Here is a 22,859-nt window from a genome sequence, read left to right as displayed (position 1 = left end):
CTGTGTAGCACTACGGCCAGTGCCTCAGGTACGTTCGCCTGCGCTTTGACGAGTCCGCTGCCAGTTGGCCCAACAACGCTGACGGTGACGGCTACCACGCCCGGCGGCTCAACTTCTCAACCGATTACCTTCACTACGGTAGCTCCGCCCACGGTGGCGATTCTCTCACCGGCCGATAACGGCACAGCCACGACTACGCCAACGATTAGTGGTACGGCTACGCCATTGGCCAGTGTGACAGTGCTGGCACCGGGTGGACAATCCTGTGTAACGACAGCCAGTGTGTCGGGTACGTTCGCTTGTTCGAGCTTAACCTTCGCGGCTGGTCCGCAGAGCGTGACGGCTACGGTGAGTAACCCCGGTGGTACGGCTACGGATGTGAACACCTTTACGGTCGTGCAGCCTGCGGTCAACCAGGCTCCGGTGGTGGTGCCCGATTTCAACGATGTGGTGGTGGGCCTGCCCGCCACGGGCAATGTGCTGACCAACGACAGGGACCCCGAAGGCACTCCCCTGACGGCCTCGGTCGTGGGTACCTCACCCGCCGGCTTGACGTTAAGCCCCAATGGATCGTACACCTACACCGCCCCGGCAGGGACCACCGCCCCGGTGACGGTGCCCATCCAGGTGTGTGATGGGGCTACACCACCTTCGTGTGCCACCACCACCCTGACGCTGATTCCGGTGCCGGTGGGTAATCCGGCCACCAACGATGCGCCAATCGCCAACCCTGATTCGCCCAAGACGACCACGGGTGTGCCGGTGCTCGTAGCGGTGCTGGCCAACGACGTGGACCCGGAAGGGCACCCCCTGCTCAACCCGGTGATTGTGACCCAGCCCACGCATGGCACGGCCCTGGTGAATGCTGATGGCACGGTGAGTTACAGCCCGGCTGCGGGTTACACGGGCACGGATGTGCTGACCTACCGTGTGTGTGACGGGGGCACGCCGCCAGCCTGTTCGACAGCCCTGGTAACGTTTAGCATTGAGCCAGCGCCACCGGTAGGTGTGACCAACACGGCTCCGGTCGCTTTGGACGATGCCTTGCTGACTCAGAAAGGGATTTCGGCCACGGCCACCGTAGCAGCCAATGACAGCGACCCGCAGGGGCAACCGCTGGTGTTTGCCAAGTTGACCAGTCCGGCCAACGGTACGGTTGTGTTCTCGCCAACAGGCAGCTACACCTACATACCCGGGCCGACGTTTGTGGGTTCTGACCGATTTACGTACCAGGTGTGTGACAATGCTTCTCCGGCTTTGTGCACTACGGCCACGGCTTACCTCACGGTACAGCCTACCGTTTCTGTGCTTTTACCGCCAGTAGCTACATCTGATATTGCCAATACAAATAGCAACGTGCCGTTGACAGGTAATGTGTTGACCAACGATGTTGATCCGCAGGGCGGGCAGTTGACCGCCGGGCTTATTGGTCTGCCTACGGCAGGTACGGTGTCGATGGGCACTGACGGGACCTACTTCTACACGCCACCTGTTGATTTTACGGGGGTAGCCGGTTTCTGTTATTCGGTTAGTAATACGGCCGGGCTAAGTTCAAGTGCCTGCGTGTCGATTAACGTCAACCCGATTTCGTCGCCAGTTTATAATGACAGACCGATTGCCAATAACGACAATACGCAGACGACGGCAGGTACGTCGGTGACCGTGGCGGTGTTGGCCAACGATACTGACCCTGACGATGCAACAACGCCCAATGGCCAGCTAGGTAATCCAACGATCATCGGTCAGCCCACCGTGGGTACAGCAGTAGTGAACGCGAATGGTACGGTGACGTTTACGCCTCCGGCCAACTTCACGGGTGTTGTAAGCTTCACATACCAGGTGTGCGATAATGCAACGCCTGCTTCCTGCGCTACGGCCGTGGTGACCGTTAATGTGCAGCCAACACCGCCTGTTGGTACAACATTGGCTCCGGTAGCGGTAGATGACGCGTTGCTGGTGCGCTTTAATACGCCAAAGTCGGGCGATGTGTCGATTAATGATGCTGACCCCAACACGCCGCCTTTACCACTGGTCTATTCTAGCGGACAGCCTGCCTCGGGTACCGTGGTGATGACTGCTACCGGTAGTTATACGTATACACCAGCGCCTGGGTTTACGGGTTCAGACAGCTTCCTGTACCTGGTTTGTAACAGTGCGGGTAAGTGCGACGTGGCTACGGTAAGCCTGAATGTACAGCCCGCAGTCAATCTGTTGCCCGTAGTAACGCCCGATTTCAACGATGTGGTGGTGGGCCTGCCCGCCACGGGCAATGTGCTGACCAACGACAGGGACCCCGAAGGCACTCCCCTGACGGCCTCGGTCGTGGGTACCTCACCCGCCGGCTTGACGTTAAGCCCCAATGGATCGTACACCTACACCGCCCCGGCAGGGACCACCGCCCCGGTGACGGTGCCCATCCAGGTGTGTGATGGGGCTACACCACCTTCGTGTGCCACCACCACCCTGACGCTGATTCCGGTGCCGGTGGGTAATCCGGCCACCAACGATGCGCCAATCGCCAACCCTGATTCGCCCAAGACGACCACGGGTGTGCCGGTGCTCGTAGCGGTGCTGGCCAACGACGTGGACCCGGAAGGGCACCCCCTGCTCAACCCGGTGATTGTGACCCAGCCCACGCATGGCACGGCCCTGGTGAATGCTGATGGCACGGTGAGTTACAGCCCGGCTGCGGGTTACACGGGCACGGATGTGCTGACCTACCGTGTGTGTGACGGGGGCACGCCGCCAGCCTGTTCGACAGCCCTGGTAACGTTTAGCATTGAGCCAGCGCCACCGGTAGGTGTGACCAACACGGCTCCGGTCGCTTTGGACGATGCCTTGCTGACTCAGAAAGGGATTTCGGCCACGGCCACCGTAGCAGCCAATGACAGCGATCCGCAGGGGCAACCGCTGGTATTCAGTCTACTATCTATTCCGTCGAGTGGTACATTGGTGTTCTCGCCAACAGGCAGTTACACCTACATACCCGGGCCGACGTTTGTGGGTAGTGATGCGTTCATCTACCAGGTATGCGACAATGCTACGCCTGTTCTGTGTGCCACGGCAACGGCTTACCTCACGGTACAGCCGTCAACGCCGCCCACGATTGCGATTCTCTCACCTGCTGACAACGGTACAGCTACGAGCTCGCCGACAGTATCGGGTACGGCTACGCCGCTGGCCGGTGTGACGGTGCTGGCACCGGGTGGTCAATCCTGCGTAACGACGGCCAGTGCCTCAGGTACGTTCGCCTGTTCGAGCTTAACCTTCGCGGCTGGTCCACAGAGTGTCACGGCTATAGCTGGAAACGTGAATGGGACGGCCACCGACGTGAACGCTTTCACGGCGGTTGGTCCGCCAAGCCTGACGGTAACCTCACCGAACGGAGTGTCGACGACGACCACGCCGACCATTGCGGGTACAGCTACACCGGGTGCTATAATTGCTATCACCGATCCGTTGGGAGCCACGCTGTGTAGCACTACGGCCAGTGCCTCAGGTACGTTCGCCTGCGCTTTGACGAGTCCGCTGCCAGTTGGCCCAACAACGCTGACGGTGACGGCTACCACGCCCGGCGGCTCAACTTCTCAACCGATTACCTTCACTACGGTAGCTCCGCCCACGGTGGCGATTCTCTCACCGGCCGATAACGGCACAGCCACGACTACGCCAACGATTAGTGGTACGGCTACGCCATTGGCCAGTGTGACAGTGCTGGCACCGGGTGGACAATCCTGTGTAACGACAGCCAGTGTGTCGGGTACGTTCGCTTGTTCGAGCTTAACCTTCGCGGCTGGTCCGCAGAGCGTGACGGCTACGGTGAGTAACCCCGGTGGTACGGCTACGGATGTGAACGCCTTCACGGCGCTGGCTCCAAGTAGCCCTGCTAGTCTGACGGTGGCACCAACGGGTCCACAGACGACGACGGCTCCGGTTATTTCGGGTACGGCCACGCCGGGCAGCACCATCGCCATTACTGATCCATCGGGAGCCACACTATGCACCACGACGGCTAGTGCCTCCGGTATGTTTGCCTGTACGGTAACGGTGCCAGCAGGGCCAACTACGCTGACAGTTACGGCCTGTACATCAGGCGGTTGTTCAACAACGACCACCAGCTTTACGGCGGTAGCTCCACCGGTAGTGGCCATTCTGTCTCCGGCCAACAGCAGTACCCAACCGGTTGGTACCAGGGTTATTTCGGGCACCGCCACACCAGGAAGCACGATCATCCTGACCACCAGCACGAGTGAGAGTCTGACCACGACCGCCAGTCCCACTACGGGTGTTTACTCGGTGACTACGGCTGCGCCATTCCCGGCAGGTACAGACAGCGTAACTGCGGTTGCCAGCAACGTGGGTGGTAACAGTAGCCCGGCAACGAGCACCTTTACCATTATTGCCCCACCGAGCCTGACGGCTACGGCCCCGCCCGTTGGCGGACTTACACAGGTGATAAGTGGCACCACCGCACCGAACACGCCGGTGGTGATCACAGGTCCTGGTCCGTTGACCTTGTGCACGACCACGGCTAGTAGTTCAGGTACGTTTGCCTGTTCGGTATCCCTGCCTGTCGGCCCAAATACGTTGACTGTGACGGCCACCGGTCCGGGCGGCTCAACGTCGGTACCGGTGACGGTATCGGCTGTAGCTCCGCCCACGGTGGCGATTCTCTCACCTGCTGACAACGGTACGGCCACGACTACGCCAACGATTAGTGGTACGGCTACACCGCTGGCCAGTGTGACGGTGCTGGCACCGGGTGGACAATCCTGTGTAACGACAGCTTCGGCTTCAGGTACGTTCGCCTGTTCGAGCTTAACCTTCGCGGCAGGTCCGCAGAGCGTGACGGCTACGGTGAGCAACCCCGGTGGTACGGCCACCGACGTGAACGCCTTCACGGCGGTTGGTCCGCCAAGCCTGACGGTGACCTCACCGAACGGAGTGTCGACGACGACCACGCCGACCATTGCGGGTACAGCTACACCGGGTGCTATAATTGCTATCACCGATCCGTTGGGAGCCACGCTGTGTAGCACTACGGCCAGTGCCTCAGGTACGTTCGCCTGCGCTTTGACGAGTCCGCTGCCAGTTGGCCCAACAACGCTGACGGTGACGGCTACCACGCCCGGCGGCTCAACTTCTCAACCGATTACCTTCACTACGGTAGCTCCGCCCACGGTGGCGATTCTCTCACCGGCCGATAACGGCACGGCCACGACTACGCCAACGATTAGTGGTACGGCCACCCCACTGGCTAGTGTGACGGTTCTGGCACCGGGTGGACAATCATGCGTGACGACGGCCAGTGCGTCAGGTACGTTCGCCTGTAGTAGTCTGACGTTTGCAGCAGGTCCGCAAAGCGTGACGGCTGTGGTAAGCACGCCGGGTGGGACAGTTACGGATGTAAATACGTTTACGGCAGTGACTCCAGTGGCAATCAAGAAACCGGTTGTAACACCTGATATTGCTAATACCTCGCCCGGGAAGCCGGTGTCGGGTAACTTACTGACCAACGACAGTGATCCGCAAGGGTTACCGCTGACGGCGAGCCTGATTAGCCAGCCTGTGGCGGGAACGGTAACAATGGCCCCTGACGGAAGCTATACGTATACCGCACCAGTCGGCTTTACGGGAACTGTGAGCTTCTGCTACACGGCTTCGAATACAGCCGGGTTGAGTGCCAGTAGTTGCGTACAGGTTAATGTAATTCCTGATCCGGTGCTGACTACCAACAACAGGCCTATCGCCAATAACGATAATGTCCAGAGTATATCTGGTCAGAGTCTGACGATTGCCATACTGGCCAACGATACCGATCCCGATAGCGCAACAAGCCTCAACGGGCAGCTAGCTATACCGACGATCCTGTCGCCGCCAACTGTTGGTACGGCTGTGATGAATGGAGACGGTACGGTGACCTACACGTCTCCCGCTGGATTTACGGGTGTGGTCAGCTTCCCGTATCAGGTATGCGACAGGGCTACGCCAGCCCTTTGTACCACAGCTACAGTGACCGTTCGCGTTGACCCGACACCACCGGTTGGCACAACGCTGTCACCAGTCGCCGTCGATGATCTGCTACTGGTAACAGCCAATACTACGGCTACGGCAACAGTTGCGGCCAATGACAGCGATCCGCAGGGACTGCCACTACAGTACACAACTGGTCAGCCGGTGAGTGGTACGGTGGTGATGAGTCCGCTAGGTACTTATACGTATACGCCAGCAGCCGGGTATAGTGGCGGTGACAGCTTTACTTATACGGTTTGTAACCCGGCTGGCAAATGTGATGTCGCAACGGTGAGTGTGCTCGTTCAGCAGCCGGTAAACCCTAATGCGGTGGTGCTGAAGCTGAGGGTTATGTTGCAGGGAGCGCTGTTCGGCAGCCCGGATAATCTGATGCGCGATGACCTGCGAAGCCAGAAGTTCTTACCGCTGACTGAGCCTTATTCTGCTCTTGGTGCCGCTCGTTTTACCCACGTCAATGGGGGTGGTGGCGAAACGATGCCCGCCAGCGTGACGGCCCTCAATGCAGGGACCGGTAATGCTGTGGTGGACTGGGTGTTTGTTGAACTGCGTGACCCGAGCAATTTGTCGCTTGTTGTGGCTACCCGATCGGCCATGGTACAGCGTGACGGAGATGTGGTACTGGCCAGTGATGGGGTTTCACCGCTGAGCTTTACCGGACTTTCCGGGAACAGTTTCTACGTGAGCGTTAAACATCGTAACCATTTGGGCGTAATGACGGCCACAGCGGTGCCACTATCTGCAACTGGTACGATTGTTGATTTCCCGTCAAGTACTTCTGCTCAGGTCTGGAATAAAGTTATTGGTGCATTTGACTTTGACGGATGGGAGCAGGTTACGGTCAACGGACAGCAGGCCTTATGGGCAGGTGATGCCAATCATAATGGGAAGGTCAAGTACCAGGGTTCAATCAACGACCTGATCGCTATTTTCTCTGAAGTGGCTGGTGCTCAAAACGTGTCCCCTGGCAGTCCGGTGGTTTACAATTACAACAACGCACTTGGGTATTACTTCGGTGATATAAACATGGACGGGAAGGTCAAGTATCAGGGTACGTCCAACGATACTTCGCTGATTTTCATCAACGTGATTACCAATTTCCGAACAAACACCCAGATGAATTCTTCCCAGCTCTACAACTTCGATTTCATGCTGGAACAGATTCCCTGATAGTAGTTTCCGGCGCAGGGCTACCCGCTCTGCGCCCCCAATTTTGATCACACTTTATTCCGTATTACCATGAAGACCTATTTTTTTGCGTTGTGTTTCCTCTGCCTGAGCATCGCCAGTCTGGCCCAGACGGTCGATTATACGCTCCGCTATAACCTGGCCCTAAGCCGGTATGAGGTGTATGCCAAGCCCAACTTCACCCAGCTACAGTACAACTGGGGGAGTAGTCAGGTTACCATCGTTACGCCGTCGTCGCTAACAAATGTGGCTTTCACAATTACCAGTGTAGCGGCTGGTGGCTGGGGCAACAACTCAAACGCGTATGATGTAGTGGGGTCTGATTTTCACGGCGTAGATTCTAATGGGCAGAAAGTAGATCTCACCGCAGGCGTAGAAACGCTGCTGTTCACGTTTGTGCTGCCGGGCGGTGCCTGTTTGCCGGGCCTGCGGTTATTCGTCAACGGTGCTGATCCTGATTCGAGCGTAGCGGGGATGAATGGCGGTGATTTTGCCAATACCATGTATTCGGCAACCGGCTTGTCTAACCTGTATGTGCAGAACTACGCCAATACGGGAACCACCTGTACCGCCTGCAACTTAACCGCGCCTACTTTAAGCAAATAACCCGCTAACTATGAAAACCAAACTAGGTTTCTCTCTATGTTGGCTGGTAGTGCTTTTGGGGCTAACAAGTAGTGTCGATCTGTTAGCTGGTGGTCTTCCGGTAGTAACTGATGGACCGGCTACTGGTTGGCTGACCGATACGGATGGTGATGGCGTCGATGACCTCGTCGATCTGTGTCCGGGTACACCCGCCGGCACAACCGTGAATGCGTACGGTTGCCCCCTGTCACTGACCACCTGCGATTACACAACATCGACGGTAACACTCACGCCCAGTGGAGGAACCAGCGGGACTGCTGTTACCACACGCTATGTGCTGACCAGCAACACGGGCACCATTCTACAGATTCAGCCAACGGCCAGTTTTACCGGGCTTAGTGGAACGGCCACCTACATGGCCGTGGCGCTTACATACAATGGTCCGGCTAGTAACCTCACAGTAGGAAGCTCGCTAAGTGCGGTGTCTGCGTCGTGTTTCGACTGGTCGGATGCGCTGGTTTTCAGGGCCTGCGTGAAAGCAGATGCCGACGGTGATGGCGTATCAGACGATGTTGATCTATGCCCGGGTACGTTGCCAAACACGGTGGTGAATGCCTACGGCTGCCCGCTTACGCTGGCTGCCTGTGATTATACAACCTCGACGGTAACACTTGCTACCACTGGCGGCACCAGCGGCACAACGGTAACAACGCGTTACGTGCTGGCCAGCAATACAGGTACCATCCTGCAAATCAGTCCGACACCCAGTTTCTCAGGATTGAGCGGCACGGCGACTTACATGGCGGTGGCCCTTACATACGAGGCACCTGTTAGCGGATTAGCCGTTGGTAATGCCCTGAGTGCTGTCGCGGCTACGTGTTTCGACTGGTCGGATGCGTTGGTCTTCAAGGCTTGTGTTGCTGCACCGGCAACCTGTGATTATCAGATTGGCCAGCCTATTACGCTTCAGATGGCCGGTGGTAGCTCGGGTGCAGGCATAAAAACCAGCTATGTGTTGACCGATGCAACCGGTAAACTGGTGCAGGTGTCTTCTGGTGCTTCGTTTGCGTCTATCAGCCTTGTTGCTGGTACGTATTCAGCCTATGCCGTGACATACGCCGATGATAACAGTATGACCAATCTGGTCGCCAATGGCGTTAACAGGTTGAGCCAGATAACAGCCAGTTGCTTTGCCGTTTCACCGGCGTTACCACTTACGCTCTGCGGAAGTTGTATCAGCCAGTGTTTGCCTTTGGTCGTGACTCGTATTCGCTAACCTTTTTCCTCCAGCCATGAAGATTCATCATCGCTTATTGGTAGGCCTCTGTTGCTTTGCAGGATCAAATGCGATGGGCCAGAGTTTACCCCAGATTGGCTTACGCCTTTCGTTCAATGCATCGACAAATCGGTATGAAGTGCTGGCCAGACCTACTTTTTCGGCCCGCAACTTTGCCTGGGGACCTTCGCAGGTGTCGGTTGTGCTGCCTGCCGAAATAGCAGACCAGACCTTGTCGATCCGCAGCGAGAACGCAGGTTCCTGGTCGGATAACTCGGTGGTGTATGGTCCTGCTGCCGCACCAACAGCCGACTTTCATGGTATCACCAGCCAGGGCGAGAAACTGGATCTGGTAGCCGGCCAGGACTACCTACTGTTCGATTTTGGGCTTAAGCCAGGCTATGTCGACAAGGTGCGGCTCTATGATGAAAGCAAGGATCCCGGTTCGGCGCAGGCGGGTATGCAGGGGGGCGATTTCCGAAGCTACATGGCTGACGAGCGGGGGACGGATTACTTAAAAGTAGACAGTCAGGTGGCGAGCCTGATACTGGCCGTTCAGGGGCAGGAAGTTCAGCCACAGGTGTCGGTGCAGGCGATCGCCTATCCCAATCCGGGCGTTGGCGGGAAGTTTCGGTTGTACCTGAAAGGGTTTGCTCAGACGGAACTGGTAACGGTTAATTTGCTGGATAGTCAGGGCAGGTTGTTGCGGCGGTTTGTCGAGGGCGTTTCCACACTAGCAGGCCGGGAGATCGACGCTGGCGAGTCGACAGTAGGTTATGTGATTGTGAACCTCGAACGGCAGGTTAAACAGGAGCGTTACACCCAGAAAATATGGTTCCGATAGGCATTAGCTGACGTACAGGAGATTAGAAGACAACAAGTTGTTATAATTCATATCAGGCCTATACAGGAGGGGGCTAATTCATGACGAATTAGCCCCCTCCTGTATAGGCCTGATATGAATTATGCATACCGATCGATTTTGGCCTTTATCGGGTGCTGGAAATGAATCCGCTTCGCGGGCGTCTTAATCTTTATTCTGCTGGAAGTGAGACTCTGAGAATTTAGCCCGTTATCCAACTTAACAAGTGGTCTTAACCATGAGGCGCACCATACGTATCACCGCACTTCGCCTTACTCTCCTGTTGGTGAATATACAGAATATCGGATTAAACGAATAATAAAGTAACGTAGATCAACATCCAAACAAGAGGAAGTGGAAATGGTATAAAACAACAAAAGCGCTGATATTCAGCGCTTTTGTTAGTCTCTTGATTTCCCTTTTTAGAGGGACTTGTACCAGGAGCGGGAGTCGAACCCGCACGGGCTTGAGGCCCACAGGATTTTAAGTCCTGTACAAGCTGGTTTTATATGGTTCTATATGGTTTGTAAAATTCTGAATATCAATTAATTATACAATAGTCATATTAATTGAAACTAGCTAAAATCAGCGTTTGTTGTCCTGTTGTTGTCCTTATTAACTCAACACTATGGCGACTATCAAGATCGTACTGCGCAAAAATGTCAAAGCTGATGGCACCTATCCATTAGCCATTCGATACACGTATAATCGGAAAACGTTCTATACCTACTTAGAGCATTCTGTACGGTTGATAGATTGGGATGAGAGAACCCAGCGGGTCAAAAAGTCGTATCCCAACGCCACCCGCTTCAATAATTTGTTAGCTAAAGCAGTTGCTGACTTCAATGACAAGTTGCTCGAACGGGAAACCAACAATGCTGATACATCCGTGGATGCCATGCGTTCAGCCATGGTTACTGCTAAAGAAAACACGTTCTTTAGGCAAGCCGCCATTTATTGTGATCAGTTGCGCAAAACAGGAAAATCCAATCAACTCTCGACAGATCAACCTCGCATCAACCGATTCAAGGAGTTCTTGGGCAGCGATCAAATCAGCTTTTCTGAGATCACACCAACGTTACTGAAAAAATTTACGGTTCATCTGAAACACACGCGCAATGTGACAGATCGCACCATCGTCAATCACTTAGTTGTCATTCGGACAATCTACAATCGAGGTATAGCGGCGGGTGTCGTAGACCATAAGTATTACCCTTTTGGTAAAGGTAAAATCACAATCAAATTCCCGGATAGTCTGAAAATTGGTTTGTCAGCCGATGAAGTTAAATTGGTTGAAAACGCTGAACTATCAGCAAACGAGAACCATGCTCGTAACCTCTGGCTTATCTCCTTTTACTTTGCTGGGATGAGGATTTCAGATGTATTTCGCCTCAAATGGTCCGATTTTCAGAATGACCGGCTTTATTACGCCATGGGCAAGAATCAAAAAGCGGGGTCGCTTAAGATACCAGATAAAGCCCTACGGATATTAAATCAGTATCCCAAGAGTAACACTCATGACTTGGTATTTCATGATCTGGCCTCTTTGCTTGATCTATCAAAATCGTATGCTGTACAGATCCGAATTAAGACTCGGACTAAGTCATGTAATGAGTACTTAAAAGAAATTGCCAAGCGAGTTGGTATAAAAAAGCCGCTAACGATGCACATAGCGCGTCACACGTTTGGTAATCTATCAGGAGACAAAATACCTATCCAACTCTTGCAAAAGCTTTACAGACATACCTCAATTACCACAACGATTGGGTATCAGGGCAATTTTATTCACCAGGATGCTGATGAAGCATTGGATGCTGTATTGCGTATGAATTAAAGTTGAAGAAGACTGAAAATCCTTGTGTCGGCGGTTCGATTCCGTCCATCACCACCTTATAATCAGGGAGTTACAACAAAATGTTGTAGCTCCCTTTTTTGTTCCTACAACTATACTACAACTTCTAACTAACTGGCTCTCTGTACGTGGCAAATAATAGCTATTAAAGTTCTTAGGTGCATTGTACCGAGGTGAGTGGAATCGCTCATTTGAAATCGGTGATGAAGCTCTTTTAAAGGTCATATTCAGTAATGGTATGCATGCATACCATTTTATGCGTAGGCAAAGATATAATCCCTTATCATCTGAACAAGCGATAATCATGTTTTAGCTAGAATGAGTAAATTAGGTTGGTCAGTAAAAACCGAATATGGGTAGGCATGATAATTGAGGTGGAAGTCTTAGAAAAGACTCAAGACATCTTGACGTAGTAAACTCTGTGCCACCTGCTAATTTTCGCTTTGCTCAGCCAACACTATGATCGAAGAAAATGCGTTTTCGTTTTGAAATACGGTTTAAACAGTTTTTATCTTTGTAGTATTAATCTTAAAAGGTCATACATGAGTTATGAACGCACGGGTGAGCAGTTGAATGATAAGCTCACGAAAGATGGGTTTTCTCCATATCCATCAATGCCAAACAAATATTGGAACCCCGATGGACGTATCGTTTGGACTGATGGTTATTTCTACCAGGAAAGTAAGGAATCAGGCTGGTCGAAATACGATGAAGAAACTTGGCCTACAGAAAAATAGCTGTTCGAGCACATGGCTTTGTTAGGCAGGCTGGCTGCTATTACTAACTGTCAGCTCTCTATCCATGATGTGTTCAGCGTGTTCGATTAAGCTTTCGCGGTTCTCGATGATCTGGATGATGACGGTCCTAAGTTGTTCTGGCTCATTACTGATAAGTGCTTGCTTGAGTTGATTTAGGATACCTCGAGTAGCCTCTAGATAACCCAAGAACTCGTAGCTCTTATCTTGATGACTGTAGTCAACGTATGACTGCCAATTGGCTTTACTAATGTAATGATTATCACTCATCCACTGAATGAGCTTAGGTGACGTTTCCTCTTGCATAATGAACTCCCCAAGCTGTATGACAATGACATTGTACGTTTGTCATAGTCCAAGTCAAGTGATTCCCTATGGTAGCGTTGTCGTCTGCCACATCTTAATTTCTTGATTGAAAGCAATGGGGTCAGTCTGCCTAAAACGAGATCGTAGATGAGGTATCATTGGTGACACATGACGAATGAGCTCATAACTTTCTGTATTCTCGATTGGCTCTACTATGTCAAAGGTGTAGGGAACGGGATTCACTTCTTTGGCTTGTTCCAAAATCAAGTCCCCGCTGATAATTCTACTGGTGTCGGCTTCATAGTTTGAATATTGTCCAACGAATAAATTACCCCAAGCACCGTCAATCAGCAGCTTGATATTTAACTGCCGTGTAGGCGTTCTTTCCGTAGTGCGCAAATTGATAACAAGTACTTTGTTTGTGGATACTTCTACATCTGTTCTGCCCCGGTAGTGGTAATGCTTTCGGTTTTCCGTGTTAGTGATCGTGACAGATAGATCTTTTTGCCCTATCAAAGTTCTAAACTGAAGTCTTAATCTAACCAATGGCCAGGATTTTTCTCGGTTAACCTGCTCATGTAGCGTTTCATAGCCGTAGAAGTAGAGGTACCAATTTGAGGAAGAATTAGGCACCAATCTTTTTTTGAAATTGGCAGTAATGGCTACTTCATCCCAGTCCACTCCGTCTACTTCCCGTTCAATGTCGGGTTCATACTGCCTTATGATGCCAATCTGGAACGATTTCAGCACCTCAGGTAGATCCAGCTTTTTTACGTAAGGAATAAAACTGGAAACAAAACTATTCCTGTGAACGACGTGTCCCATACGTCTGAAAATGGCGCTGAGCGTTTCGGAATCTTTATGGATGATCCTGAAATCATTGCTTTGATCAGGCGATTTTTCGAAATCACGTTTTAATTTATAGAACCAGTTCCCATTCACACCTAATGCATCAGTACACACCGATTCGTTAGCAGGGCCAACCATATTCCACAAAGCTGTATTCTCTAGGTCTTTTGCCTTTTTACCTTTTGTCGCCAAGTATTCAGCAAAGTGCTCATCGATGTAGTTGATCAGATGATGTTTGGCGTCCGCTATTAATTTATCAGCGACTGCCTCAATCAGGGGAATGTGCATTGTTTTCCAGGAAATTACAATTCGGACCACAATCTAAAAATTTCTGGAATTAATTCATACTTCATAGAAATATGACGTTTCCAGAAAAAGCAGAATAAAGGTTGGTTAACCAGATAAAGTAAAATATTTTATTGGGTAATCAGGCGTGAACTTTACACCATCGATCGATAACGGAGTCGGCAATCGCGCCGAAACGCATGTGTAGAGTTCATCACCTAACGCTTAAATTCTGTCAGCTATGCCTGAACAACCAAGTGAAAAAGTCCGGGAACATCTGGACAATATCGGTGCTACGCCCAGTAGCACTGAAGCCGATAAGAGTATCTACCTCGACGAGCGAGGTACGCCAAAGCCCATCTGGAGTGATGGGGATTACGTTTACGAAAATGGCTCGTGGCGTAAAATCGGCTAAACAAGCATGCTTGTAAAGTTCGGGGATTCGAGGAGCTTGATCACCTACTCGAATCCTCAGGACTTACTGAATCAACTCGATTCCTATAACCCTGATGTAATGCAGAAATTTCACGCGACTCCCATTTTAATGGGCAGGCTCAGCTGCATGTTTCAACAGGTAGGACTGCTATACTCAACAGCCTTCCTTTTTGTGGTGCGGTAAAGCTCAAAATTCCGTTTCTACTAATCACCTGTGTCCGACTTCATGACACAGTATACACTTTTAAGAATATGGCTGAGTTTGATTTAGACACGCCGATTATAGACCTAGCAACACAAACTGGTCGCGACTGTCTCACCATCAGGCATGCGTGTACGGGAATTCAGATTCTCGGTAGTACTGGCTCCGGCAAGTCGTCAGCAAGTGGGAAGTTGATTGCTCAGAAATACCTGCTCAACAAATTTGGGGGCCTCATATTGACGGTCAAAAAAGAAGAGGTTGATCTGTGGCGTACCTATTGCTGGCAAACTAACCGGTCTGATGACTTGATTGTTATTGAGGCGGGCAGTTCGGAATATTTTAACTTCATGGATTTTGAGAGCGGCTACGGTTCGGCTGAGCTAACATCAACCGACACGATCATGGAGATGCTTACAACTGTTATTCAGGCTGGAACCAGTCAGGAAAGCGGCCAGTCGAACGACCCGTTCTGGCGCAATTCAGTAGAGCTTTTATTGTCGAATACGATTGATTTGTGTAAACTGGCTTACGGACGGGTAACCATTCAAAACCTGCACGCTATCGTCAATACGATACCAAAACAGGACCAGCCTGCCCCCTCATCGGACGAGCCGCCCAAAGCCTACTATCAAGCGTTTGCTGCGGCACGTACCAATGTCATGTCGCAGATTGATCAATGGACTGCCACGCTTGATGCCGCAACCATGGAGCGCTTCGCTGACGATACGGTTTATGAAATAGCCCTGTTTGACGCCGTGGCTGATGCCCGACTGCTCAAGTTTGTTGATGGCTTTTTTGTAGACAGCTTCATTCCACTTGCCGAGAAAACACGAAGCATCATCGACGTTTCCTGCGTCGCTTTTCTCTACAGGTTGCTACGTGAACCGTTTTATTCACTGTTTTGCCGCAATGAATCGACCGTAACTCCAACGGATTGTTTCGAGGGTAAGATTGTGCTGGTCAACCTGCCAATCCTTGACTACGGCAAGCCTAGCAGGGATGCTCAGCTCCTCGTAAAATTCTGTTTTCAACGAGCGTGGCAACGGCGGGATGTCAACAAGTATCCAAGACCTGTTTTCCTGTGGATAGACGAAAGCCAGTACTTGCTTCTGGACAAAGATGCCGAGTTCTTAACGACGGCCCGTAGCAGCCGGATTGCGACCGTTTTCCTGACACAGAATCTACCCAATTACCTAGGGATGATGAGTGGTGACCGGGCCGAACACCGCGTGCGAAGCCTGCTCGGCAATTTCGGAACGAAGATCCTGCATGCCTCCTCAGACTCTGAAACCAATGAGTGGTTTAGCAAGCTTATCGGTGATGCCTATTTCGTAGATGAGTCTGAAAGCACAACGGTAGCCCAGAATTTCTCCCAGACCAAAGGCCGCAGCCTCAAGCTCGAACGACTGGTGCGACCTGAACAGTTTTCCCGGCTCCTGACGGGTGGACCCAAAAACGGCTTACGCGTTGAGGCCTATATCCACCGGCAGGGCGACGTATTTCCGAACGGCTATAACCACATGAAACTGACTTTTAAGCAGGACGATCTATCCGCTTAAACATGGTAATGCATGTCATTCACCTTTTACTGCAATTTCATTTATCACTTCTCAAAATTCTATCTGTCATGAAAAAAAGTAACCTCTACTACAAGACCCTGTTCCAGCGTCGCAATGTCATCATGGACACTTTGCTGGACTTTTTTCTGGCTCTCAGCTCGTGGCCGCGTCTGATACTTGAAGTACCCATTCGGCGGAATATGGGTGAGCGGTATTTCCGGTTTTCAATTGCGGTGTGGTTGATCATAATCATGTCCTTCATGCCCCTCTTCATCTACAGCAAGTCTCCATACCAGTACCGCGATGATGCCGTGTTTACGTTTGTCAAGATGTTCTTCACATGGTATGCATACGTTGGATACTTCGCTTACAGTGCATGGCAACGACGCCTAGAGATCAAACGTTTGCCTGGCGCATTTGACTTCCAGCGGTTCAGTCTATCCACGGGTCAAATACATGAGCGTTTTCGTAACTTCGAGTTTAACGGGCAACGCTTGACCACCAGGCAAATCGAAACATTGCTGGAACCCGGTTTCTTTTTCTTTACAGGCATTCTTTTGGGTTTATTGAATCAGCCCATTGGCGGTGTCTTTCATCTTTGTAGCCTGTTCTACGCTTTCAGCTATCAGGCGCAATACCGAAAAGGGGATGATTTCATACTCGACAAGATCGACGAACAGATCGCTAATGAGGAACTTGTCAAGGCGTTTGTCGAGGGCGAAGACGCAACTGACACACGCGGTTTCAACTTCTATGGTCGTCGCCCAGCGGACCCTGATGCGCGGCGTCGTGTCGCTGACCTATTTGCTGACGACGAAGTCGCTGTCGCGTTCTAACACCTCTCCCTGACTATAAGCTGTGCTTAGAGAAGACGTCTGATACAAAACGAACTGTGCATCGGTCAAGAAAAACTCTGGCTAAGGGCACACCATAGCTGTGCGTTAATCACACTGTACAGGGCTTACGAAAGTGCGATTCAGGCCAACGTTTCCAGCAATCTGATTTATCCTGTTCGTCATGATTAGAATGATCCAGAGCCAGTCCGCATCCGGTGCCAAGACCTATTTTTCGCAGGCCTTGGCGAAGGCGGATTATTACCTGAATGATCAGGAGCTACAGGGCATGATGCAAGGGAAACTGGCGGAGCGTCTCGGTCTCACCGGTCCGGTTGATAAGAAGACATTTTTCGCACTCTGCGATAACGTCAATCCCGTGACCGGTGAGGCTTTGACCCCCCGCACCAATGAACAGCGCACAGTCGGCTATGATCTGAATTTTCACTGCCCAAAGTCGGTCAGCATTCTGCACAGCCTCTCAAATGACAGTCACATTCTGGATGCGTTCCAGGACAGTGTTCGGCGAACGATGGCCGATATTGAACGCGACGCCAAAACGCGGGTCCGTAAAAACAAGGAGACCAGCGAACGGGACACCGGGGAACTGCTTCATGCGGAGTTTGTCCATCAAACGTCTCGGCCCGTGGATGGCTATTTACCGGACCCGCATTTGCATGCTCATTGCTTTGTGTTCAATGCGACGTGGGACGAAGCGGAACAACAGGTCAAGGCCGGGCAGTTCCGCGACATCAACCGGGATATGCCCTATTACCAGGCCATTTTCCACAAGCGGCTGTCGGATAAGTTGATCGAACAGGGCTATCAAATCCGGCGCACAGACAAGTCCTTTGAGATCGAGGGGGTCCCGCAAAAGGTGCTTGATCTGTTTTCCAAACGCACTAATGAGATCGGGCGGATCGCCAAAGAAAAAGGTGTTACCGACATTGACGAACTGGGAGCTTTGGGGGCCAGGACCCGTTCCAAAAAGCAGACCGGTTACAGCATGAGTGAATTGAAAGCCGACTGGCGACGACAGATGTTGGAACTGGGCACCGGTGACCAATCGGAAGGCAAAACAATTATCCGGTTTGCACCCGAAAAAGCAAAAGCGGTACTGACGCCCGAACATTGCGTCAATCATGCGCTGGAGCACGGCTTTGAACGGGCTTCAGTGATTCAGGATCGGCGGCTGCTGGCCAGTGCTTACCGGCACAGTCTAGATCATGTAGCGGTCAAGCTGGAGGCCATTACGGACGCGTTTCAAGCCGATCAGCGTGTCATGCAGGTCAACGACAAAAACCGTATTCTGTGTACGACACGGCAGGTACTGGGCGAAGAGCAGCAGATGGTTGAGCTGGCGCGTCGTGGGCAAGGTAAATTCAGGCCGTTATACACAACCGTCCCTGACATCACTCTTGATGGACAACAGGGCGAAGCGATCCGGCATGTGCTGACCTCGACCCATCAGGTCTCGATCATCCGGGGAGCCGCAGGGTCGGGCAAGACAACGCTGATGCGCGAAGCCTCTGAGTGGATGACGAAGGCTGGCAAAACGGTAACCGTTGTGGCTCCCACGTCGGGTGCATCGCGGGGAGTGTTGCGCGAGGAAGGGTTTGGCACGGCTGAGACCGTTGCCAAAATTCTGACGGATCAAAAAATGCAGGATGCCCTGCTCAACCAGGTTCTGTGGGTCGATGAGGCCGGGTTGCTGGGCACTCATGATATGACGGAACTGCTCAAACTGGCACACGATAAAAATGCCCGGCTGATATTGGGGGGCGACACCCGTCAGCACAGTTCGGTCGTACGCGGGGATGCGTTACGGATTCTCAATACGGTCGGGGGTATTCAAGCCGCTGAGGTCAGTAAAATCCGTCGCCAGCGGGATACGCTTTATCGGGCGGCAGTTGAAGACCTGTCGAAAGGCGACGTCAAAGAGGCTTTTGGCAAGCTGAATGAGATGGGTGCTATTCAAACGATTGATCCCCTCAAACCAAACGAGCTGCTGGTCAGGGATTATGTGGACACCATCAAGAAAGGCAAGTCGGCGATTGTGATTTCGCCGACGCATCAAAACAGCGATGCGGTGACACAATCCATTCGCGAACAGATGCAAGCCGATGGGCTGCTTGGCAAAAAAGAAATAACTGCCAGACGTCTCATCAACACCAATTTGACGGAAGCTGAAAAAACAGACTGGCGTAACTTTAAAGTTGGTCAGGTGGTACAGTTCAGCCAGAATTTGCCGGGTATCAAACGAGGCAGTGTGTGGACGATTGAAAGCAGCAGCGATAAGGGGGTGTTCATCGGTAGCGATGATCAACAGGGTGTTCCCCTGCCCGTGCATAAAAGCTGCGACTATGATGTGTACCGCACAGCAGACATCGCTCTTGCCAAAGGGGATAAAATCCGTATCACCCGCAATGGCTTTGATCAGGATAAGAACAGGCTCAATAACGGCCAGATTCTGGACGTGGTCTCGGTTACCAAATCAGGGGATATTCGTCTGCGCAACGACATCAGTAAGGCAACCTATCAGTTAAGTGTGGATTATGGTCACCTCGCCCATGCCTATTGTGTGACCTCTCACGCCTCACAGGGCAAAACAGTTGATGAGGTCTTTATCGCACAGCCTGCCAGCACCTTTGCAGCGACCGACGCCAAACAGTTCTATGTGTCGGTCTCCCGTGGCCGGGACCGGGCACGTATCTACACTGATGACCGGGAACAGTTGCTGGATCACGCCGCACGGCTTGGTGACCGGCAATCGGCGTCCGAGCTGGTCAGTCGTAAACATCAGACACAGGCACTGGTGAACGAGCGCATCCGGGCGGACATTCAACGCCAGCCGGTTGACGTTCACCAAACGAAAACGGTCGCCTCACCGGAAAAAACACCATCTAAAGCCAAAGACCGCGATTATGAACCACGGCTTTAAACTCCGGTTTGATCAGATGCGGGAGAGTGATCCGACTTCAACAAATGAGGTGGGTCAGGATACAGCAAAGCTGTATGAAACGCCTGGTCATGCACGCAATATCTGTTTTGTATGGCCTGACGGGAAAAAGGCTTTTTACAACTACGCCTATCTGATTGCGACAGAGTTTGAGCCCCATGATGACCGCAATATGATCACGCTAAACTTTTCATCCTATCAAATCAGCCTGTCGGGTTATCATCTGGAATCGTTATTCATGGCCCTGCTGGATCATCTGCCGCGTATCGTAACAGCCCTTGATGCACGCTATGCGCTAGCAGAAGAGACCCAAACGCCGATTGTAATTGAGATAAAAGTCACGACCGACAGTTGATGAATTTAATAGGTCCCTATCCGAGTGAAAAGGATAAGAAGCCGGGCAGATTATCTCTGCCCGGCTTTTAGATGTTATTCCTGCGGTTTGTTGCGCCGGACGCTTAATGTGGCTTCCTGGCCTTTGGTTTGCAGGTAGGCGGCACCCAAGGTGTTGATCGATAAATTCAGGCCTTCTTTATCGCTGTGTTCCCAGGCAACGCCGACTTTCAGCCAGTCGGACTTTGCATTGCCCTCTTTGGCTTCGACCACGTAAATCGTGTGGGTTGGTGCTTTGGCATTGGTTTCGGTTTGGTTTGTCATCAGCTAGTCTCCTTTGTTTGCTGTTGATGATGGAAGCGGGCAAAGCCCGACTGTCCGTGACAGCTCCCCGAAGGCACAAATCGATACGCAGTGTCTATTTTTGCCTGAGTCGTCAGATCCTTTTTGACGCGTCAAAAAGGAGGGATAAGCGTCGTCACGGATGGTTGGGCTAAGCTGACATCGTAAATCAACCGACAAACAAAGGAGCGTCGTTGATCGAAACGAAACAACGTCAACAAGCTAACCCATCCGGGTAAGCAGAACACGCACCGCCTAGGGCTAGGTAAGCTCGTGAATGTATAAAACGGCTTTTTGGACATGAGATGAGATGTTAAGGAGTGTCATCGGTCGGTTTGCCAAGCCTTTGTATGCTGAAAAAAGGCTTGACTCCCGAGCTTACTTTTATGACAATACAAAACATCTACAGCACGCTGCCACAAGGTGTTTAACATGTCTTTTAAAAATGAGCCAATTGACAGTACTTCCTCCCATTCAACAAATGGTTTGAAAGCCAGTCAAAAGACCGCATCTCCTGACGAAGCCGCTAAAAAGACCTACGCATTAGGCAGTGAGCATGTCACAGAGTATGGCGGCGTGGTGAACTTCAATGAGGATGGAGTCGTAGAGTTTATCAACAAGCATGATGAAATTATTGGCTTGATGAGTAAGCCTCTTGAGGAAAAGCTATTATCGGAACCTTTTCGTATCTATGTCTCCTCAGAAGGCAATACACATCCATCCATTTTTTTGAAGTACAATTCAGATCATTTGGGCGATCCAGTCATATGTGAGAACATGACCTTACAGACACTCAAAGAAATGGTTGGAGTGGGGGCAGATATGCTCGGTTATGATCGAAATATGCACAAATACAAAGTTGTGTTTGAACGTGACGATTATCCACTTACTGATGTAGTCCTGTTTAGATATGCTGCAAAAGCAGTACTTGGGACACCTTCACGACGTAGCAATCAACTAAATACAGGCGAAACGCCTACCACTTAAGAGAGACTATAGTTTATAGGCCAGATAAATGTCTGGCCAATAATCGGAAATACACTGAAGGCTAAGAGTTAAGTTAGCCCGTGGATGTATTCAACAGCTTTCTGCGCATGGGATGCGGCGGTAAAAATGAGCTTCTTGTCATCCTGCAAGGCCTGTAACCAGGATTGAATGTAAGCGGCATGCTGTTTCTCAGGCATTGGCTCGAAGCCGAGATCAGCCGCCAGAAAACAGGCTCCCAGTTCGGCCACCAGTTCTTCTTTGGCATAGCCTGCATCACCATAGGTTTTTCGACCGAGGTCACGATCCAAACGCGTTGGATGACGTGTCCAGTGCGTCAACTCGTGCGATAATACGGCGTAATAATCGGTAACAGTTTTAAAGCTCTCAAACGGGGGCATCTGCACCCGGTCGGTGGTAATGGAATAGGATGCCTGAGTTCCGGTGTAAATATCAGCTTTGGTCTGCTTGAAGAACGCTTCCAGTTCCGCGTTTCGTTGCTTGGTATCATCAACAGCAGGCGTTATGGATGGATGGAAATTCTCCGGCAAACCGTCGATCTGTGACGCATTGAACACCGTGTAACATTTGAGAAATGGAATCTGGCTGGTCGTCTTCTCGCCCTGGTCGTTCTCACCCTCACGGGTGATTTTATCAGCGTACACAACCTGTGTCGCCTTCTCGCCTTTGCGGACATTGGCCTTCAGTTCGGTGGCCTGTTTATAAGTCATCCAGTACGGTGACGTATAGCCCTGCTCAGCAGCAGTCCCCCACAGCATCAGGGTGTTGATGCCACTGTACGGAATACCGTTCCAGCGTAGAGGACGTTGCACCTGGCCAGCTAAATGCTCGACGTTCCACGGTTTGCGCCAGGTGAGATTGCCCTGCTCCAGATCCATGATGATCTTGTTGGTGATACGGGCATAGACGTCGTTTTGTTGTGGATTGCTTTGGGTCAAGTGCGCCTCCTGTGGTGCGGTGGTGAAACGGGGTTTGGTGGAATTTGTAGTTGTCATCGCGCTGTCCTTTCGTTTGTCAGGATGATGGGGATGAAAACACCCGGCGTTCAGTCGAATGAACCAGCCAGAATATTGGTCGGGCGGGGAAAGCGTGGCACACGCTGGCGAATATTGTGGTTGGTGGAATGAGCGCGTCGGGTACATCACCAGCGTCGATCCTGATAAACAGACAGGCACAGTGCCGTTGACCTAATTGCCTTCACCT

At 51.7% G+C, this 22,859-nt stretch carries 17 protein-coding genes and 1 tRNA gene; 14 read left to right on the top strand and 4 right to left on the bottom strand.

All coding sequences use genetic code 11. The features are described 5' to 3' along the window. The first annotated feature begins 45 nt into the window (after positions 1–45). The 7 genes from ACFE8Q_RS20100 (at position 46) to ACFE8Q_RS20070 (ending at position 12,530) form a co-directional block, all read left to right on the top strand. Positions 46–7,200: an Ig-like domain-containing protein gene (locus tag ACFE8Q_RS20100; protein WP_375447226.1), complete on the top strand. Its 7,155-nt coding sequence runs from the start codon at positions 46–48 to the stop codon at positions 7,198–7,200. Positions 7,201–7,269: 69 nt separating this feature from the next. Then, entirely contained in the window at positions 7,270–7,824 is a 555-nt protein-coding gene (locus ACFE8Q_RS20095) for a hypothetical protein (RefSeq protein ID WP_375447225.1), read from the top strand. 10 nt (positions 7,825–7,834) lie between these two features. Then, positions 7,835–9,079: a thrombospondin type 3 repeat-containing protein gene (locus ACFE8Q_RS20090; RefSeq protein WP_375447224.1), complete on the top strand. Its 1,245-nt coding sequence runs from the start codon at positions 7,835–7,837 to the stop codon at positions 9,077–9,079. A 16-nt stretch (positions 9,080–9,095) separates the two neighbouring features. Continuing rightward, positions 9,096–9,923 (top strand): hypothetical protein, encoded by an 828-nt coding sequence (locus tag ACFE8Q_RS20085; RefSeq protein ID WP_375447223.1) that lies wholly within the window; start codon positions 9,096–9,098, stop codon positions 9,921–9,923. Positions 9,924–10,569: 646 nt separating this feature from the next. Next, on the top strand, positions 10,570–11,775 hold the full coding sequence (locus ACFE8Q_RS20080; protein ID WP_375447222.1) for a phage integrase SAM-like domain-containing protein: 1,206 nt from the start codon (positions 10,570–10,572) through the stop codon (positions 11,773–11,775). Next, positions 11,752–11,829: transfer RNA gene (locus ACFE8Q_RS20075), tRNA-Ser, on the top strand. Before ACFE8Q_RS20080 ends, ACFE8Q_RS20075 begins: the two co-directional genes overlap by 24 nt. 506 nt (positions 11,830–12,335) lie before the next feature. After that, positions 12,336–12,530 carry a hypothetical protein gene (locus ACFE8Q_RS20070; protein WP_375447221.1) on the top strand — a complete coding sequence of 65 codons (195 nt, stop codon included), beginning with the start codon at positions 12,336–12,338 and terminating at the stop codon, positions 12,528–12,530. A gap of 21 nt (positions 12,531–12,551) precedes the next feature. Here the strand turns inward: ACFE8Q_RS20070 and ACFE8Q_RS20065 are convergent, their stop codons facing one another. Both ACFE8Q_RS20065 and ACFE8Q_RS20060 read right to left on the bottom strand, forming a co-directional pair. Next, positions 12,552–12,854, bottom strand: a complete 303-nt coding sequence (locus tag ACFE8Q_RS20065; protein ID WP_375447220.1) for a hypothetical protein — start codon at positions 12,852–12,854, stop codon at positions 12,552–12,554. A 66-nt stretch (positions 12,855–12,920) separates the two neighbouring features. Continuing rightward, a complete protein-coding gene (locus ACFE8Q_RS20060; RefSeq protein WP_375447219.1) occupies positions 12,921–13,991 on the bottom strand; it encodes a hypothetical protein in 1,071 nt (356 codons plus the stop codon). A 238-nt stretch (positions 13,992–14,229) separates the two neighbouring features. On the opposite strand from ACFE8Q_RS20060, the gene ACFE8Q_RS20055 reads away from it, so the two are divergent. The 5 genes from ACFE8Q_RS20055 to ACFE8Q_RS20035 all read left to right on the top strand — a co-directional run bounded on the left by ACFE8Q_RS20055 (position 14,230) and on the right by ACFE8Q_RS20035 (position 20,331). Further along, positions 14,230–14,403, top strand: coding sequence for a hypothetical protein (locus ACFE8Q_RS20055; protein WP_375447218.1), 174 nt, complete (start codon positions 14,230–14,232; stop codon positions 14,401–14,403). A 413-nt stretch (positions 14,404–14,816) separates the two neighbouring features. Continuing rightward, positions 14,817–16,184 (top strand): type IV secretory system conjugative DNA transfer family protein, encoded by a 1,368-nt coding sequence (locus ACFE8Q_RS20050; RefSeq protein ID WP_375447217.1) that lies wholly within the window; start codon positions 14,817–14,819, stop codon positions 16,182–16,184. A 68-nt stretch (positions 16,185–16,252) separates the two neighbouring features. After that, a complete protein-coding gene (locus ACFE8Q_RS20045; RefSeq protein WP_375447216.1) occupies positions 16,253–17,020 on the top strand; it encodes a hypothetical protein in 768 nt (255 codons plus the stop codon). A 181-nt stretch (positions 17,021–17,201) separates the two neighbouring features. Continuing rightward, on the top strand, positions 17,202–19,958 hold the full coding sequence (mobF, locus tag ACFE8Q_RS20040) for a MobF family relaxase (protein ID WP_375447215.1): 2,757 nt from the start codon (positions 17,202–17,204) through the stop codon (positions 19,956–19,958). Continuing rightward, positions 19,942–20,331: a hypothetical protein gene (locus ACFE8Q_RS20035; protein ID WP_375447214.1), complete on the top strand. Its 390-nt coding sequence runs from the start codon at positions 19,942–19,944 to the stop codon at positions 20,329–20,331. Before mobF ends, ACFE8Q_RS20035 begins: the two co-directional genes overlap by 17 nt. Before the next feature lie 74 nt (positions 20,332–20,405). On the opposite strand, the gene ACFE8Q_RS20030 is transcribed toward ACFE8Q_RS20035, so the two are convergent. Further along, positions 20,406–20,633 (bottom strand): hypothetical protein, encoded by a 228-nt coding sequence (locus tag ACFE8Q_RS20030; protein WP_375447213.1) that lies wholly within the window; start codon positions 20,631–20,633, stop codon positions 20,406–20,408. Positions 20,634–21,083: 450 nt separating this feature from the next. On the opposite strand from ACFE8Q_RS20030, the gene ACFE8Q_RS20025 reads away from it, so the two are divergent. After that, positions 21,084–21,638: a hypothetical protein gene (locus ACFE8Q_RS20025; protein ID WP_375447212.1), complete on the top strand. Its 555-nt coding sequence runs from the start codon at positions 21,084–21,086 to the stop codon at positions 21,636–21,638. A gap of 68 nt (positions 21,639–21,706) precedes the next feature. On the opposite strand, the gene ACFE8Q_RS20020 is transcribed toward ACFE8Q_RS20025, so the two are convergent. Further along, positions 21,707–22,651: an ArdC family protein gene (locus ACFE8Q_RS20020; RefSeq protein ID WP_375447211.1), complete on the bottom strand. Its 945-nt coding sequence runs from the start codon at positions 22,649–22,651 to the stop codon at positions 21,707–21,709. A gap of 58 nt (positions 22,652–22,709) precedes the next feature. On the opposite strand from ACFE8Q_RS20020, the gene ACFE8Q_RS20015 reads away from it, so the two are divergent. Further along, on the top strand, positions 22,710–22,847 hold the full coding sequence (locus ACFE8Q_RS20015; RefSeq protein WP_375447210.1) for a hypothetical protein: 138 nt from the start codon (positions 22,710–22,712) through the stop codon (positions 22,845–22,847). The last annotated feature ends 12 nt before the right edge of the window (positions 22,848–22,859 follow it).

The organism is uncultured Fibrella sp. (assembly GCF_964250085.1).
Lineage (GTDB): Bacteria > Bacteroidota > Bacteroidia > Cytophagales > Spirosomataceae > Fibrella.
This window is presented reverse-complemented; position numbering and strand designations above follow the sequence as displayed.